At 66.2% G+C, this 15,294-nt stretch carries 12 protein-coding genes; 8 read left to right on the top strand and 4 right to left on the bottom strand.

Annotation, left to right across the window (positions count from 1 at the left end; all coding sequences use genetic code 11):
* The first annotated feature begins 131 nt into the window (after positions 1 to 131).
* The 7 genes from RCAP_RS12585 (at position 132) to RCAP_RS12555 (ending at position 10,150) form a co-directional block, all read left to right on the top strand.
* The gene (locus RCAP_RS12585) at positions 132 to 2,888 is read left to right on the top strand and encodes a sensor domain-containing protein (protein ID WP_013068249.1); all 2,757 of its coding nucleotides are present in this window, start codon (positions 132 to 134) and stop codon (positions 2,886 to 2,888) included.
* Positions 2,889 to 3,031: 143 nt separating this feature from the next.
* A complete protein-coding gene (locus RCAP_RS12580; RefSeq protein WP_013068248.1) occupies positions 3,032 to 4,957 on the top strand; it encodes a putative bifunctional diguanylate cyclase/phosphodiesterase in 1,926 nt (641 codons plus the stop codon).
* Positions 4,958 to 5,061: 104 nt separating this feature from the next.
* Positions 5,062 to 6,270: a tryptophan synthase subunit beta gene (gene trpB / locus RCAP_RS12575; RefSeq protein WP_013068247.1), complete on the top strand. Its 1,209-nt coding sequence runs from the start codon at positions 5,062 to 5,064 to the stop codon at positions 6,268 to 6,270.
* Positions 6,271 to 6,558: 288 nt separating this feature from the next.
* Entirely contained in the window at positions 6,559 to 7,533 is a 975-nt protein-coding gene (gene cysK / locus RCAP_RS12570; RefSeq protein WP_013068246.1) for a cysteine synthase A, read from the top strand.
* A 196-nt stretch (positions 7,534 to 7,729) separates the two neighbouring features.
* Positions 7,730 to 8,566 (top strand): sulfate ABC transporter permease subunit CysT, encoded by an 837-nt coding sequence (cysT, locus tag RCAP_RS12565; RefSeq protein ID WP_013068245.1) that lies wholly within the window; start codon positions 7,730 to 7,732, stop codon positions 8,564 to 8,566.
* Complete coding sequence (gene cysW / locus RCAP_RS12560; protein ID WP_013068244.1) at positions 8,559 to 9,422, top strand: sulfate ABC transporter permease subunit CysW; 864 nt, start codon at positions 8,559 to 8,561, stop codon at positions 9,420 to 9,422. Before cysT ends, cysW begins: the two co-directional genes overlap by 8 nt.
* A gap of 8 nt (positions 9,423 to 9,430) precedes the next feature.
* Positions 9,431 to 10,150 carry a sulfate/molybdate ABC transporter ATP-binding protein gene (locus tag RCAP_RS12555; RefSeq protein ID WP_013068243.1) on the top strand — a complete coding sequence of 240 codons (720 nt, stop codon included), beginning with the start codon at positions 9,431 to 9,433 and terminating at the stop codon, positions 10,148 to 10,150.
* A gap of 379 nt (positions 10,151 to 10,529) precedes the next feature.
* On the opposite strand, the gene RCAP_RS12550 is transcribed toward RCAP_RS12555, so the two are convergent.
* The 4 genes from RCAP_RS12550 to RCAP_RS12535 form a co-directional block, all read right to left on the bottom strand.
* The gene (locus RCAP_RS12550) at positions 10,530 to 11,228 is read right to left on the bottom strand and encodes a hypothetical protein (RefSeq protein ID WP_013068242.1); all 699 of its coding nucleotides are present in this window, start codon (positions 11,226 to 11,228) and stop codon (positions 10,530 to 10,532) included.
* Between the two features lie 62 nt (positions 11,229 to 11,290).
* The gene (pucC, locus tag RCAP_RS12545; protein WP_013068241.1) at positions 11,291 to 12,679 is read right to left on the bottom strand and encodes a light-harvesting complex assembly protein PucC; all 1,389 of its coding nucleotides are present in this window, start codon (positions 12,677 to 12,679) and stop codon (positions 11,291 to 11,293) included.
* A gap of 96 nt (positions 12,680 to 12,775) precedes the next feature.
* A complete protein-coding gene (locus RCAP_RS12540) occupies positions 12,776 to 12,958 on the bottom strand; it encodes a light-harvesting protein (RefSeq protein ID WP_013068240.1) in 183 nt (60 codons plus the stop codon).
* A gap of 20 nt (positions 12,959 to 12,978) precedes the next feature.
* Positions 12,979 to 13,128 carry a light-harvesting protein gene (locus RCAP_RS12535; RefSeq protein WP_013068239.1) on the bottom strand — a complete coding sequence of 50 codons (150 nt, stop codon included), beginning with the start codon at positions 13,126 to 13,128 and terminating at the stop codon, positions 12,979 to 12,981.
* An 834-nt stretch (positions 13,129 to 13,962) separates the two neighbouring features.
* Between RCAP_RS12535 and RCAP_RS12530 the strand changes: the two genes are divergently transcribed.
* A complete protein-coding gene (locus RCAP_RS12530) occupies positions 13,963 to 15,294 on the top strand; it encodes an NAD(P)-dependent oxidoreductase (RefSeq protein ID WP_013068238.1) in 1,332 nt (443 codons plus the stop codon).

The following is a 15,294-nucleotide window of genomic DNA, read 5'->3' as shown; positions in this document are numbered from 1 at the left end:
CGCAAGGATTGCTTCACAGCTTGGGTGCAGTCTGCCGGGGTATTTCGAAAGCGCGCGTTCACGGCGATTGACACATCGTCCGCGTTCGTGTCCGACTTCTTCTGACCCCGGAACTCACGCGAAAAGCCTCCATGCCTGCCAAACTGGTTCATCACTTGACGGCGTTCCGGATTGCCGCGGCCTATGCGCTGGTGGGCGTGCTCTACGTCCTGACCAGCGACCGGATGCTGACCGCGATTTCCGCGGATTATCAGCAATATCAATCCTATCAGACCTTCAAGGGCTGGGCCTTCATCGCGTTGACCTCGCTGGCGCTCTGGGGGATCTTGCGCGGCGCGCTGGCGCGGCAGGAAACCGCGTTCGAGGCCGTCTCGCAGGCCGAGGACCGGCTGCGCGGGGCGCTGGATGCGGCGGGGGGCTGCGACTGGGAAAGCTTCGTCGACCGCCACGGGGTCCTGTGGCTGCGCACCTCCGGCATCCTGGCGCGCCGGATCGGCTGGCGCGAGGGGGAGGCGGTGCCGACAACCGAGCTGCGCGCGCTGATCCATCCCGACGACATGGAGAGTTTCAACGCCCACATGGCGCTGCACCGCGAGATTTTCGCGGGCGGGCGGGTGCCGATCCCGCCGCATGTGCACCGGATCCGCGACCGTGACGGCACTTACCGCTGGATCAAGGTGGTGACCGATGTCGATAGCGCCCTGCGCGATCCCGGCGGCAGGCTGTTCGGCTTCGCCCTTGACGTGCACGACCAGCAGGAGGCGATCCGGGGTCTGGCCGATGTCATCGCCGGCGGGCAGGTGGGCACCTGGCGGCATGATCTGCGCACGAACCGGCTGGTGATCAACGACCGCTGGGCCGAGATCATCGGCCGCAAGCCCGAAGACCTGCCCGTGCCGCTGATGATCGACGACTGGCGCGCGCTCGTCCACCCGGAGGACATGGTGCGGCTGAACACCGCCCAGGCGCCGAAATTCCGCAGCCGGGACTATTTCTTCACCGAAGAATTCCGCATGCGCCATGCCGACGGGCATTGGGTCTGGATCCTGTCGCGCGGCCGCGCCGTCGAAATGGCCGCGACCGGCGAGGCGCTGGTGCTCTCGGGGGTGCATGTCGACATTTCCCGCCGCAAGCTGCTCGAGGCCGAGCTGATCGCGAAGAACGACTTCCTGCAGCGGCTGACGGAAACCTCGGTCTCGGGCATCCTGGCCTTCGATCCCTCGGGGGTGATCGTCTTTGCCAACATGGAGGCGGAGCAGATCCTTGACACCACCGGCGCGGGTCTGGTCGGGCGCTGTCACGCGGCGCTGGGCTGGCTTTACGGTCCGCGCGAGGGCACCGGGGCGGGGCGGGGCTTTCCGTTCGAGCGCGTGGCGCAGGGCGGCGAGACGCTGAACGACCTGCGCCTGACCCTGCCGCGACCGGACGGGACGGAGCGGGTGATCTCGGTCAATGCGGCGCCGATGGAATCGCGCGGCGGGCCGGTGCAGGTGGTCTGTTCGGTCTCCGACATCACGCAAAGGCTGATGGACGAACGGCGTCTGGCCCAGGCCGCCGAGGAGGCCAGCCATGCCGCGACGCATGATGCGCTGACCGGGCTGCCCAATCGCGAATCCTTCCGCGCCCAGGTCGGCCCGGCGCAGCTGCGCGCGCGCCCCGCGGGCGATCTCTTGCAGCAGGTCTTCCTGTCGATCGACCAGTTCCAGCAGATCAAGGACCGTTTCGGCCCGCAGCTGGGCGACCGGGTGATCTGCAAGGTCGCCGAACGGCTCGAGGCGCTGCGCGAACCCGACCAGCTGCTGGCCCGGGTCGGGGCCGAGGAATTCACCTTTCTCAGCCGCGGCCGTCTGGCCGAGGAACCCGAGGCGGCGACCGCGGCGCTGGCGCAGGCTTTCGCCGAACCCTTCGAGATCGACGGCCAGCCGCTGTATCTGTCCGCCTCGATGGGGATGAGCCTGTTTCCGATGGATGCGCACAGCCCCGAGGAAATGTGGCTGAACGCCGATCTGGCGATGTACGAGGCCAAGGCGCTGGGCGGCAACCGCGCCGTGCCCTTCACGCCGAAGCTGCGCGACCGGCTGGCGCAGGAGGCGATGATCGGACAATCGCTGCAACGCGCGATCCGCGACGGCGCCTTTGCGCTTTATCTGCAGCCGAAGATCAATCTGCTCGATCACGGCAGTCTGGCCGGGGCCGAGGCGCTGGTGCGCTGCACCGATCCGGCGCTGGCGGGGATCGGCCCCGACATCTTCATGCCGATCGCGGAAAAGACCGGGCTCGTGCGTGACATCGACCTTTTGATGATCGATCTGGTGGGCGCCTTTGTCGCGACGCTGCGCGGGCGCGGCCAGCAGCTGTGCATCTCGATCAACCTCTCGCCCGAGAGCCTGCGTCGCGTCCGCTTCGGGCAGGCGGTGCTGGCGCATCTGGCGGCGGCGGGTCTGGGCCCCGAGGATGTGCTGTTCGAGATCACCGAGGGCGCCGTCGTCGATCTGAATTCCGATGCGCGCGAGAGCATCGAGGCGCTGCTCGCTGCGGGCTTCGAGCTCTCGGCCGATGATTTCGGCACCGGCTATTCCTCGCTCAGCTATCTGCAAAAGCTGCAGCTGAAGGAATTGAAGATCGACCGCAGTTTCGTCTCGCGCATCGCGCTGGGCGATTTCGCCTCGGATGCGATCGTGCGCGCCACTTTGGCGATGGCGGCGGCGCTGGGGCTGCGCACCGTCGCCGAGGGCATCGACACACCCGCGCAGGTGGTCTGGCTGCGCCAGCATGGCTGCGATCTGGGGCAGGGCTATCATTTCGCCAAGCCCCTGCCCGCCATGGATTTTATGTCCGGGTTTCTGGAAGCTGACGGGCTGCGGGCCAAGGATCTCGCGCTGGGCTGAGGCGGGCGTTTTCGCCTTGGGCGGGATTTTTCGGGCCGTCTTCAGGGGCTGGTTACCATTTGCCGCCATGATCGGGGCCGCGACTCCTGTGAAAGACTGATGTTTTGGCTCTGATACCGCTCCTGTTGACCCGGATCCGGGCGATGCTGACCAAGCATCCCAGCCCGGAAGATGTGTCCAGTGTCGTGCAGGGAACCTCGGTCGGGGCTTTGGTGGCCGCGCTGAACGCGATGATCTATGGGCTGGAAACGCTGCGCCAGGATGACCACACCTTCGTGGCGATCTGGCTCGGGTCGGTCCTGGCGTTGGGGTTTGCGTTCAGCCGGATGTCGCGCCGTGCGGCCGGGCGGCAGGTCGAACGGGTCTCGGCGCGGGCGGCGCGGCGGCTGATCCTGACCTCGGTGCTTTTCGCCGTGCCCTGGGCGGTGCTGCCCTTGCATGTGATCGGCCTGCATCAGATCGGGGAGCCTCTGGTGGTGCTGCTTGTCTGTTCCGGCATGCTGGCCGGGGGCGTCTTCATGCTGCACCGCGCCTTTGTTGCCGCGGTGGCCTTTCAGGCGACGATCCTCGCGGCGGTGATCGTGTCGTTTCATCTGGGGGGCTGGCCGCAGGCCTGGTCGGTGACGCTTTATGCGCTGCTTTACGGGGCCTTTCTGGCCTATTTTTCCTATCGCACCGGCGAAACCGCCCGGCAGCGCGACGATTCCCTTGCGGCGCTGTCGCGCGCCGTCGACAGCCTGCGCCAGGCCCGGGATGAAAACTATCTCCTGGCCAATATCGACGACACCACCGGGCTGCTGAACCGCAAGGCCTTCAACGCCCGCCTGGCCGAGGCGGTGGCCCGCCAGCGCGGCTGCGGACACGGCTTTGCGCTGCTCTTGATGGATCTCGACCGGTTCAAGAATGTCAACGACCTGTTCGGCCATGGCTTCGGCGATGAATTGCTGACCGAAATCGCCCGCCGCCTGCGCGCCAACCTGCCCGAGGGCGATGTGATCGCGCGGCTGGGCGGCGACGAATTCGCGGTGATCCTGGCCGAGGTCGGCGCCGCGGCGCAGATCCGCCCGATCGCCGATCGCCTGCTGGCGGCCTTCGAGCCGCCCGCGCATCTGGCCGGGCGGCGGGTGCATCCGGGCGCTTCGATCGGCGCGGTGATCTGCCCCGAGGATGGCGCCGATCCGGTCGAACTGCTGCTCAAGGCCGATCTGGCGCTGAACCGCGCCAAGGAGAGCGGGCGCGGCCAATGCCTGCTGTTCAACGAACAGCTGCGCAAGCGGGTGATCGAGAGCGACCGGATCGAGGCGGGGCTGCGCGAGGCGCTGGAGGGCGAGCAGCTTTACGTGCAGTATCAGCCGAAGATCGCGCTGGGCGACGGCCGTCTGCTGGGGGCGGAGGCGCTGGTGCGCTGGCGCCGCGCCGACGGAGAGGAAATCGCCCCCGACAGTTTCCTGACCATTGCCGCCGAACGCGGTCTTCTGCCGAATCTGTCGCGCCGGATCGCCGAGACCGTGGCCGCCGATCTGCTGGGCTGGCGCGGCGCGGGGCTGGCGCCGGGCAAGATCGCGCTGAACATCCATCCCGACGACATCAAATCGCCCGAGCTGCTGCTTGACACCATCGCCATGTTCGAGGCGGCGGGCATCGACGGCCGCGATCTGCTGCTCGAGATCACCGAGGGATGTTTCGTCGGGCGCGGCACCGACATGACGATCAGCCTGCTCGATTCGCTGGCGGACCGCGGCTACGAGCTGTCGCTCGATGATTTCGGCACCGGCCATGCCTCGCTGGGCGATCTGAAGAAGGTGCCGGTGGCAGAGCTGAAGATCGACCGCAGTTTCATCGCCGGTCTGTGCTTTCGCCGCGCCGATCGCGCCATCGTCGCCGCGATCGCCGAAATCGCCCGCGGCATGGGCATCCGCTCGGTCGCCGAGGGGGTGGAGGATGCCGATCAGCGCGCGATGCTGGTCGATCTGGGCGTCGATGTCGGGCAGGGCTATCTGTGGTCGAGCCCGATGGATGCCGCGGATTTTGCGCGTTTTCTGCTCCGAGACGCCCGCCGCAGCGGTTGAGGGCGGGGGACAGGACCGGAAATCGACTGTGGCGCTTTCGCGCCTTGCCGTTCGCCTCGGATCGGCGTCAAATCCCGCGCGGAAAGACCGTGGGAGGACCGAGGATGACATCCTATCTCAAGACGACACCGGACAAGGACGGCTGGTTTGGCAGCTACGGCGGGGCGATGCTGCCGCCGCCGCTCGAGCCGCATTTCAAGGAGATCCGCGAGGCTTATGCGAAGATCTCGAAATCGGCCGATTTCATCGCCGAGCTGCGGCTGATCCGCAAGCATTTCCAGGGCCGGCCCACGCCCGTTTCCTATCTGAAGAACCTCTCGGCGCTGTGCGGCGGCGCACAGATCTATGCCAAGCGCGAGGATCTCAACCATACCGGCGCGCATAAGCTCAACCATTGCATGGCCGAGGGCCTGCTGGCGAAATTCATGGGCAAGACCAAGCTCATGGCCGAAACCGGGGCGGGGCAGCACGGGGTGGCGCTGGCCACGGCGGCGGCCTATTTCGGCATGGAATGCGAAATCCACATGGGCGAGATCGACATCGCCAAGGAAGCGCCGAACGTCACCCGGATGAAGCTTTTGGGCGCGACGGTGGTGCCGGTCTCCTTTGGCGGGCGCTCGCTGAAGGAGGCGGTGGACAGCTGCTTCCAAAGCTACATCGCCCAGGCCGATACCGCGCTTTTCGCCATCGGCTCGGTCGTCGGCCCGCATCCCTTCCCGCGGATGGTGCGCGATTTCCAGCATGTCATCGGCGTGGAAGCGCGGGAGCAATTCCTTGAAATGACGGGCGAATTGCCCGACATGGTGGCGGCTTGCGTCGGCGGCGGCTCGAATGCGATGGGGATCTTCTCGGGCTTCATCGACGATGCTTCGGTCGGTCTTTACGGGGTCGAGCCGCTCGGCACCTCCTCCAATCTCGGCGATCACGCGGCGACGATTTCCTTTGGCGAGGATGGCGACATCCACGGCTTCCGCACCCTTGTGCTGAAGGACGCCAACGGCGAGCCCGCGCCGGTGCACACCGTCGCCTCGGGGCTGGATTATCCCGGCGTCGGCCCGGAACATGCGCATCTGCACAAGATCGGCCGGGTGCATTACACCACCGCCGATGACAAGGAGGCGCTGAAGGCCTTTTACGCGCTGTCGCGGCACGAGGGGATCATTCCCGCGCTGGAAAGCGCGCATGCCGTGGCCTTTGCGATGCGCGAGGCGGCGGCCAATCCGGGCCGGTCGATCCTGATCAACCTGTCGGGCCGGGGCGACAAGGACATCGACTACGTCACCCAGACCTACGGCTTCGGCACCGATCTGTAACGCCGCCGCGCGCCGGGGCCTGATCCCGGCGCGCCGCCTCCGGGGCGAATCCCGGGCCTGGCCCGGGGCGGGTTTGCGGATTTTATTCTCTGAACGGCGGTCCGGGCCGGTTTTCGGCCCGGATTTCCCCTGTGCCTGTGCTGCGAAACAGAATTTTGTGCTTTTTCCGGCCGGGGCCAAAACACCATTCTCCCAAAGTTAGACCGCTTTCAGGAAGGCGGGTTTTAGCCCCTTTTCAACCGCGGCCGGGCATGCTCGATAGGGGCAGAACCTATCGGGGAGAAGCAGATGACGACGGTTTTCGAAGACAATTCGGCTTCGATCGGTGGCACGCCGCTGGTGAAGCTGGGGCGGCTGGGGCAGGGGCTGGGCGCCACCGTTCTGGCCAAGATCGAGGCGCGCAATCCGGCGGGCTCGGTCAAATGCCGGATCGGCGCGGCGCTGATCTGGGACGCCGAGGAACGCGGTATCCTGACACCCGGCAAGGAAATCGTCGAGCCGACCTCGGGCAATACCGGGATCGCGCTGGCCTTCGTCGCCGCCGCGCGCGGGATTCCGATCACCCTCACCATGCCCGAAACGATGAGCCTGGAACGGCGCAAGCTGCTTCTGGCTTATGGCGCGAAACTGGTGCTGACCGAGGCGGCGAAGGGCATGGCGGGCGCCATCGCCAAGGCCGAGGACATCGCGGCTTCGGACCCGAAATACGTGCTTTTGCAGCAGTTCCGGAACCCGGCCAACCCGGCCATCCACGAACGCACCACCGGCCCCGAGATCGAGGCCGCGACCGGCGGCAAGATCGACATTTTCGTTGCGGGCGTCGGCACCGGCGGCACGATCACCGGCGTCAGCCGCTATTTCAAGAAAGGCTTGGGCAAGGCGATCACCTCGGTCGCGGTCGAGCCTGCGGCCAGCCCGGTGCTGAGCCAGACCCGCGCGGGCGAGCCGGTCAAGCCCGGGCCGCACAAGATCCAGGGCATCGGCGCCGGTTTCGTGCCCGAGGTGCTGGATCTGGATCTTGTCGATGCGATCGAGCAGGTCTCGAACGAGGAGGCGGTGGCGGTGGCGCTGCGGCTGGCGCGCGAGGAAGGCATTCTGGCCGGGATTTCCGGCGGCGCGGCCACGGCGGCGGCGCTGCGGCTGGCGGCGCGGCCCGAAAATGCGGGCAAGACCATCGTGGTGATCCTGCCCGACTCTGGGGAACGCTACCTGTCCTCGGTGCTGTTCGAGGGTGTCTTTGACGGAACCGGCGCCCCGGCCTGATCGGTTTCCCCGCGTCTTTCAAAGGCCCCGCCCCCCGGCGGGGCCTTTTCGTCTGGCGCCCCGGCACGGGGGAGTGGGGGGGGGGAATAAAATTCTATATTCACGACCAAGAATGGCGAGATTTATCCCTTTCAATCTCGACTGACACAGTGGATATTTTGGAAATGACGAAGCTCACGGAAGGAAGGTGTTCGCCATGCCGGGCCTGCTGATCAACCGCTCGCCGATGCCGGGGCTGGGGCTCTCGATGGGGATCACGCTGACGATGCTGTCGCTGGTGGTGCTGGGCCCGATCGGCGCGCTTTTGGCGCAGGGCGCCAGCTACGGGCTGGAGGGCATCTGGGCCACGGTGAACCGCGAGCGGGTCTGGGCGGCGCTGGAGCTGTCGTTCCGGCTGTCGTTCCTTGCGGCCTTGTTCAACCTGGTCTTCGGCGTCGCCCTTGCCTGGGTGCTGGTGCGCTATGATTTCCCCGGCCGCCGTCTGGTCGATGCCGCCGTCGATCTGCCCTTTGCGCTGCCGACCGCCGTCGCGGGCATCGCGCTGACCGCGCTTTATGCGCCGAACGGGGCCTTTGGCGCCCTGGCGAAAGAGTTCGGGCTGAAGATCGCCTATACGCAAGGGGGGATTTTCATCGCGCTGATCTTCGTCGGCCTGCCTTTCGTCACCCGCACCGTGCAGCCGGTGATCGAGGAGATCGACCGCGAGGTCGAAGAGGCCTCGGCGACGCTGGGGGCGACGCGCTTCACCACGCTGCGCCGGGTGATCGCGCCGATGCTGCTGCCCGCCGCGCTGACCGGCTTTGCGCTGTCCTTGGCGCGGGCGGTGGGCGAATATGGTTCGGTCATCTTCATCGCCGGAAACATCCCGCTGAAAACCGAGATCGCCCCGCTTCTGATCGTGATCCAGCTCGAGGAATTCAACTATGACGGCGCCGCCGCCATCGGCATTGCCATGCTGGCGATCAGCTTCGCGATGCTGCTGTCGATCAACCTGATCCAGATCTGGAGCCGCCGGAGGATTGGCGATGTCTGACGCTGCCGAACGCAACTGGCGATCCGCCACCGATGAAACGCCGCTGGTGCGGGGCGTTCTGATCCTGACCGCCGTCGCCGGGATGGCGCTTCTGGTCGCCGCCCCGCTGCTGATCGTCTTTGTCGAGGCGCTGGCCAAGGGCTGGTTTGCCGCGCTCAAAAGCCTGGGCAACCCCGATGCGCTCTCCGCGATCCGGCTGACGCTGACGATTGCCGCGCTGTCGGTGCCGCTCAATGCCGCTTTCGGCATTGCCGCGGCCTGGTTCATCACCCGCTTCGACTTTCGGGGCAAGGCCTTTCTGATCACCCTGATCGACCTGCCGTTTTCGGTGTCCCCGGTCGTGGCGGGGCTGTGCATCGTCTTGATGTTCGGGGCGAATTCCGCGCTTGGCGGCTGGCTCGTCGCGCAGGGCTTCCCGATTGTCTTCGCCCTGCCGGGGATCGTTCTGGCAACGATGTTCGTCACCTTCCCCTTTGTCGCGCGCGAGCTGATCCCGGTGATGATTGAGCAGGGCTGTCAGGAGGAAGAGGCCGCGCTGACGCTGGGCGCCTCTGGCTGGCGGGTCTTCACCACGGTGACGCTGCCGAAGATCCGCTGGGCGCTGCTTTACGGCGTGCTTTTGTGCAACGCCCGCGCGATGGGGGAATTCGGCGCCGTTGCCGTCGTTTCGGGCAAGATCCGCGGCCAGACCGCGACGATGCCGATCACCATCGAGATGCTTTACAACGAATATCTCTCGGTCGCGGCGTTTTCGCTGGCCGGGCTGCTGACCGCGCTCGCGCTGGTCACGCTTCTGGTCAAGACCGTGCTGGAACTGCGTCACGCCGACGAAATCGCCGCCACCCACCGCCATTGAGGGACATGATGGATATCGACATTCAAGAGATCTCGAAGCTCTTCGGCACGACGGCGGCGCTGCATCCGGTGTCGCTCGCCATTCCCTCGGGGGCGCTGGTGGCGCTTCTGGGCCCCTCGGGCTCGGGCAAGACGACGCTTCTGCGGATTCTGGGCGGGCTTGAATTCCCGACCTCGGGGCGGGTGCTGTTTGACGGCCAGGACGCCACCAACCTGCGGGTGCAGGATCGCCGCGCGGGCTTCGTGTTTCAAAGCTATGCTTTGTTCCGGCACATGACGGTGTTTGAAAACATCGCCTACGGGCTGCGCGCCCGGCCGCGGGCCGAGCGGCCGCCGAAGCTGGAAATCGCCCGGCGGGTGGCGCGGCTTCTGGAGCTGATCCAGCTGCCCGACATCGGATCGCGCTATCCCAGCCAGCTTTCGGGCGGGCAACGGCAGCGGGTGGCGCTGGCGCGGGCGCTGGCGATCGAGCCGCGGATGCTGCTTCTGGACGAGCCCTTCGGCGCGCTGGATGCCAAGGTCCGCAAGGAGCTGCGCCAGGGGCTGCGCGACATTCACGACGCCACCGGCCTGACCACGGTCTTCGTGACCCATGATCAGGAAGAGGCGATGGAGCTGGCCGACATGGTGGTGGTGATGTCGATGGGCCGGATCGAGCAGATCGGCCGCCCGAACGACATCCGCGCCCGCCCGGCCAGCAGTTTCGTGCGCGATTTCATCACCGCTTGACCTCGGTCTGGCCAAGGCCATCGCCTTGGCCCGGCGGATCATTGGTCCGATGACCCCCGAGGGCCCAAAGGCCCTCGGGCAGCGCCCGCCCCGCCCCCGGCGGGCGCTTCTCGCCCGCCGGGACGGGCGCCGCCCTTTGTTGTGCTTGATGGATGCGGTCCCGTGTCGACCGGCTTGCGACGGGCGGGAAAACGCGATGCGTTTTCTTCTCCGCCCGAGGCCAAGGCAGCAGGGCAGGGCAGGGGGGGCCAAGACGGGGGGCCAAGACGGGGGGCCGAAATAAAAGGCGCCCGCCTGTTCGGACCTTCCGGGGAAGGGCGGACAGACGGGCGCAAACCCGAGGAGTGCAGGGGCGGTCAGTGCCGCCCCTTGTCAGTGATCAGCGACGCTGAATGGTCGCCAGGCCGAAGGTGTTCGAGAAGGGCAGGAAGTCGCCCGGGATCACGTTCGATTGACGCGGCGTGTCTTTCAGGAGCGGAGCCTTCCAGAACTTCGCCGATTGCGGCGGAGCGTCGGCCGGGATCAGCTTGACCTTCGGCGCGGTGGTTTTCACCAAGGGCGTCGGCCAGAAGTCTTGCGACATGAACTTGGTGCCTTCGTAGACGTTCTTCTTGCGCGGGGTGTCGAGCAGAAGTTTCCAGCCAAAGCGCTCCGAGAAGGCGCCGGGCTTTTCGTCGGCCTTGACGGGTTGCGGCAGGAAGATGTGCCGGTGGTCTTTCATGATGTTGTCAGTCATTTCAGATGCGTCCTCACAGGTGAACTCTTCGGTTGCGTTCTCGACCGCGACCACCGCTGCGCGAGCAGTGATGGCGCGCACGAGTTTCGCCGCGCCGAGCGGCTTGTAGTTGACTTTCGCCACGAGCGCGGCAGCGCCGCCGGCGACACGTTCGGCATAGCCCGCAGCCGCGCTGGGATGCACGCCGGCGGACTTGAGGGCTTCGGCCAAGGCAGCGCCCTTCTTGCCGTCGGCGACGACGACCTTCAGAGCGCGTTTCGGAATACCTTCACTTTTCAGTTGTCTTGCGATGTCGCAAGCCGTTTCTTCATCGGCATAAAGCCGTGTGATCACCGTCGTCATGCGTCCTCCTCGGGTTCAAGGGCATTCTTCAGTCACGTCCTGGTGTCCCGCCGGGCTCCGGATCATCGGCCTCCCCGCCGCACAAGCGGAACCGCGAAGGCGATGGCCACGATCAAAATCACCGCCTCGATGGCGAACACCGTATTATAAGGCCCCGCCACACCGGACCCGAAAGTCCCCGGCAGGGCAACCAAACCGTCACGAACCACCCCGGCAAGCGCGACCCCCACGCCCGCGGCCGTCGCCTGCACCGCCCCCCATGCGCCCAGCGCCAGCCCGATCCGATCGGCGGGCGCGGTCCGCATCGTCGCCGTCAGCGTCGCATGGCCGAAAAGACCGATGCCAAGCCCGACAGCAAAGGTGCCCACAAGGAACAACCAGATACCACCCTGGCTGATCAGCGAGGACAGAATGATGGCGACAAACCCGGGAACCCCGATCAGTGCACCCAGCACCGCCAGCGGCATCGGCCTTGCCCCGTTCCCCAGCACACGGGACGCAGTGCCGAACCCGGCAAGCGTCCCCAGCGCAAAGAGCGCGGTCAGTTTCGTCGTCTCCCCGACCGTCAGGTGCAGCGCCTGACCGCCATAGGGTTCCAAAAGCACATCGGCCATACCGAAGCCGAACGTTCCCAGCGCGATCACGGTCAGCAGCGCCAGCATCCCCGGACGGCCCATCAGCAGGCCGAAGGCCTCCTGGAAGGTCGGGTGCTGGGCGGTCTCCATCTGCCGGGCACGTTCCCGGCTGACGGCTTCCTGCTTCCACATCGCAGCCATGTTCAACACGACACTCATCAACGCCGTGCCCTGGATCACCTGGATCAGGCGCCCGGGCGTGTAGTCCGCCAGCAACGCCCCGTAGGTGAGCGCGCTGATCACCATGCCGAAGAGCAGCATCACATACATGAGGCCGACAACCTTCGGTTGGTCTTCTTCCGCGACGAGGTCGGTTGCCAGCGCCAGACCCGCGGTCTGGACGATATGCACCCCGGCCCCCACGAGGAGGAAGGCAAGAGCAGCCGCGCTCATTCCGATCCAGCGCGGCGCATCCACGGATTCCCCGAAGCCCGACAGCACCAGAAGCGCGAAGGGCATGATGGCGAAACCGCCGAATTGATAGATCGTTCCCTTCCAGATCCAGGGCGCGCGACGCAGCCCCAGAGCCGACTTGTGCGTGTCGGACTTGAAGCCGATCAGCGTGCGGAAGGGCGCGAACAGCATCGGCATCGCCAGCATCACGGAGACGAGCGAGGCCGGAACCGCCAACTCGACGATCATCACCCGGTTGAGGGTGCCCGCGAGCAGGGTCAAGGTCATCCCGACGGTGATCTGAAAGAGCGACAGTCGCAGCAACCGCGAGAGCGGAACCTCTTCACTGGCCACGTCGGCGAATGGCAAGTACTTCGGAGCGTGCCGCGCCAGGTTCTTCAGAGCAAAAGCACGGTAGCCCATAGTCCAGCCGCCCGTCGGAGAGAGAAAGTGCGAGGGGCTCAGCCCCGGAGGGAATGGGCCCACCGACGGGTGCCGGTGGGCCCAAAGGTCAGCAGATTACTGAGCCGGCGCAACAGCGACGACGGTCGCCATCGGGTTGCCGTTCCAGTAGTTCGCGAACCAGGTCGTGTTGGTCAGCAGGCCGGCGTGCACGATCAGAGCGGCGACCGCAACGGCGCCGAGGATCAGCGGGATACCGGTCGAGGGCTTGACGACGGTCCAGATTTTGGCGTTGTTCATTGTATTTCTCCTCTACCCGATTACCCGAGCCACGGCGTGGCGATGGCCGAGAGGATGTGCGCAACAAGCGCCATCGCCCCGAACACACGGGTGCCATCGATCAGGTAGCTGTGGATTTCTTCAGCTTCTTTCAGCGACAGGCCGCTCGGCCCAGCTTTATCGTCAGTCATTGTCCCGAATCCTCCAAAACTGGGATCATTGGGAACGTTGATGAAGCTCTCTCGGTTAAGTTCGAGCCCCGTCTCAGCGCCCCCCCGCTGCCGGACCGTCTGTGATCCGACCTCGTGAGACGCACTATGGGAGCCCAAGTGTCGGCGATCAAGTGTAAAGTCGGGCTTACACTGCGGCAAATTCGGCCACCCCCGGGGGCGCAAAATCCCAGTGAAAACAGGTGTTCCAGACGCATCTTTGGGCGATTCCGGGGCCGGTGGCGCGGGCGGCGCGGCGCCTGCGGCGGGGGGTGCGACAGGGCGCAAGAGCCATGCTGCAAAGGGGGTTTGCGCCTTGCGGCCCCCGCGCGGCGGGCGGCTTGCGGCGTGACCAGAACCGGGCTTCGGGTCAAACTGTCATGCGGGATGTACATTAAACTGCGTTAGCCTGTCGCAGATCGGGCGATGGCGGCGGCGCGCGCGCCCGGACGGCCTGTCGCAGGCAACCGGAATTTTCAGGTCGAATTGTCGCGCCGAATTTATCCGCCGGAAGCACTTGAAACCGCTCTGACGGCTTCCCACTTCGCTTCGTTGACGTGATTGTCGCAGGCCCGGGCGTGATTCTGGGCCCGAGCCGCGCCGAATCCCTGCCGAATCCCTGCCGAATCCGTGGTCATCGCCGCCGTTTTGCGCCCTCGTCCCGAATCTCTTTCCGCAATTTCCCCTGCGTCAGCCCATTCCTTGGGCAGATGCCCGGCCATGAAGCGCCAATCCCTGCGCCTCAGTATTTTACCTATTGATAAAATTTCGGATCGTGGCAGCCTTTGCGGCAATAACAAAGCCAGGGAGGTCACAGTGACCACAAGCCAGTTTCGACCCGGGGTGCACCCCGGGCGTCTTCCGCCCGAGGGGTATTGCACGGCCTTTGCCGATGTGGCGCCGCCTTTGACGGCGCATCAGGCGCAGGTGGCCGCCGCGCGCTGCTATTTCTGCGCCGAGGCGCCCTGCACCACGGCCTGCCCGTCCGACATCGACGTGCCGCTGTTCATCCGGCAGATCCTGACCGGCACGCCGGAGGCCGCGGCAAGGACGATCCTGTCGCAGAATATCATGGGCGGCATGTGCGCCCGGGTCTGCCCGACCGAAACCCTGTGCGAGGGCGCCTGCGTGCGCGAGGCCGCCGAGGGCATGCCGGTCGAGATCGGCGCGCTGCAGCGCTTTGCCACCGACCGGCTGCAGGCCGCGGGCGTGCATCCCTTCACGCGCGCGCCGCGCACGGAAAAGTCTGTCGCCGTGGTGGGGGCGGGGCCTGCGGGTCTGGCCTGCGCGCATCGGCTGGCGATGCTGGGCCATGAGGTCACCGTTTATGACGCGCGGCTGAAACCGGGCGGGCTGAATGAATATGGCATTGCCGCCTACAAGGCGCCGGGCGGCTTTGCGGCCAGGGAAGTGGCCTGGCTTTTGCAGATCGGCGGCATCGCGGTGCTGGAAAACTGGAAACTCGGCCGCAACGGTTCGGTGGCGGATCTGCTGGCCGAGCATGACGCGGTGTTTCTGGGCATGGGGCTGGCGGGCGTGAATGCGCTGACCATTCCCGGCGCCGAACATGCCACCCCCGCGACCGAGTTCATCGCGCATCTGCGTCAGGCCGGGGATCTGGCGACGGTGCCGGTGGGGCGGCGCGTCGTGGTGATCGGCGGCGGCATGACCGCGGTCGATGCGGCGGTGCAGGCGAAACTTCTGGGCGCGGAGACGGCCAGCATCGTCTATCGCCGTTCGCAAGCCGAGATGCCCGCCTCGGCGCATGAACAGGAGCATGCGCAAAAGAACGGCGTGCGGATCGTGCCGAATGCGGCGCCCGTGGCGATCCGCAAGGACGATCAGGGCTATGAGGTCGAATTCGCCCGCACCGAGACCCAGGGCGGCAAGCTGGTGCAGCTGGACGACACCTTGCGCATCAAGGCCGACCAGATCTTCACCGCGATCGGCCAGACGCTTGGGCCGGTGCCCGAGGGGCTGACGATCACCGGCGGCAAGATCGAGATCGACGCGCAGGGGCGCACCGGGATGGCGCATGTCTGGGCGGGCGGCGATTGCGCCACAGGCGGCGAAGATCTGACGGTGACCGCCGTCGCGCAGGGCCGCGATGCGGCCGAAGACATCCACGCTTTTCTGATGGGGGCCTGA

Source organism: Rhodobacter capsulatus SB 1003, from assembly GCF_000021865.1.
Taxonomy (GTDB): domain Bacteria; phylum Pseudomonadota; class Alphaproteobacteria; order Rhodobacterales; family Rhodobacteraceae; genus Rhodobacter; species Rhodobacter capsulatus_B.
This window is presented reverse-complemented; position numbering and strand designations above follow the sequence as displayed.

Coding starts and splice junctions, on each gene's coding strand:
- cysT (WP_013068245.1), top strand. CDS start 7,730: ATGCCGGGCCTGCTGATCAACCGCTCGCCGATGCCGGGGCTGGGGCTC.
- RCAP_RS12555 (WP_013068243.1), top strand. CDS start 9,431: ATGGATATCGACATTCAAGAGATCTCGAAGCTCTTCGGCACGACGGCG.
- trpB (WP_013068247.1), top strand. CDS start 5,062: ATGACATCCTATCTCAAGACGACACCGGACAAGGACGGCTGGTTTGGC.
- RCAP_RS12535 (WP_013068239.1), bottom strand. CDS start 13,128: ATGACTGACGATAAAGCTGGGCCGAGCGGCCTGTCGCTGAAAGAAGCT.
- RCAP_RS12550 (WP_013068242.1), bottom strand. CDS start 11,228: ATGACGACGGTGATCACACGGCTTTATGCCGATGAAGAAACGGCTTGC.
- pucC (WP_013068241.1), bottom strand. CDS start 12,679: ATGGGCTACCGTGCTTTTGCTCTGAAGAACCTGGCGCGGCACGCTCCG.
- RCAP_RS12585 (WP_013068249.1), top strand. CDS start 132: ATGCCTGCCAAACTGGTTCATCACTTGACGGCGTTCCGGATTGCCGCG.
- RCAP_RS12580 (WP_013068248.1), top strand. CDS start 3,032: ATGCTGACCAAGCATCCCAGCCCGGAAGATGTGTCCAGTGTCGTGCAG.
- RCAP_RS12540 (WP_013068240.1), bottom strand. CDS start 12,958: ATGAACAACGCCAAAATCTGGACCGTCGTCAAGCCCTCGACCGGTATC.
- cysW (WP_013068244.1), top strand. CDS start 8,559: ATGTCTGACGCTGCCGAACGCAACTGGCGATCCGCCACCGATGAAACG.
- cysK (WP_013068246.1), top strand. CDS start 6,559: ATGACGACGGTTTTCGAAGACAATTCGGCTTCGATCGGTGGCACGCCG.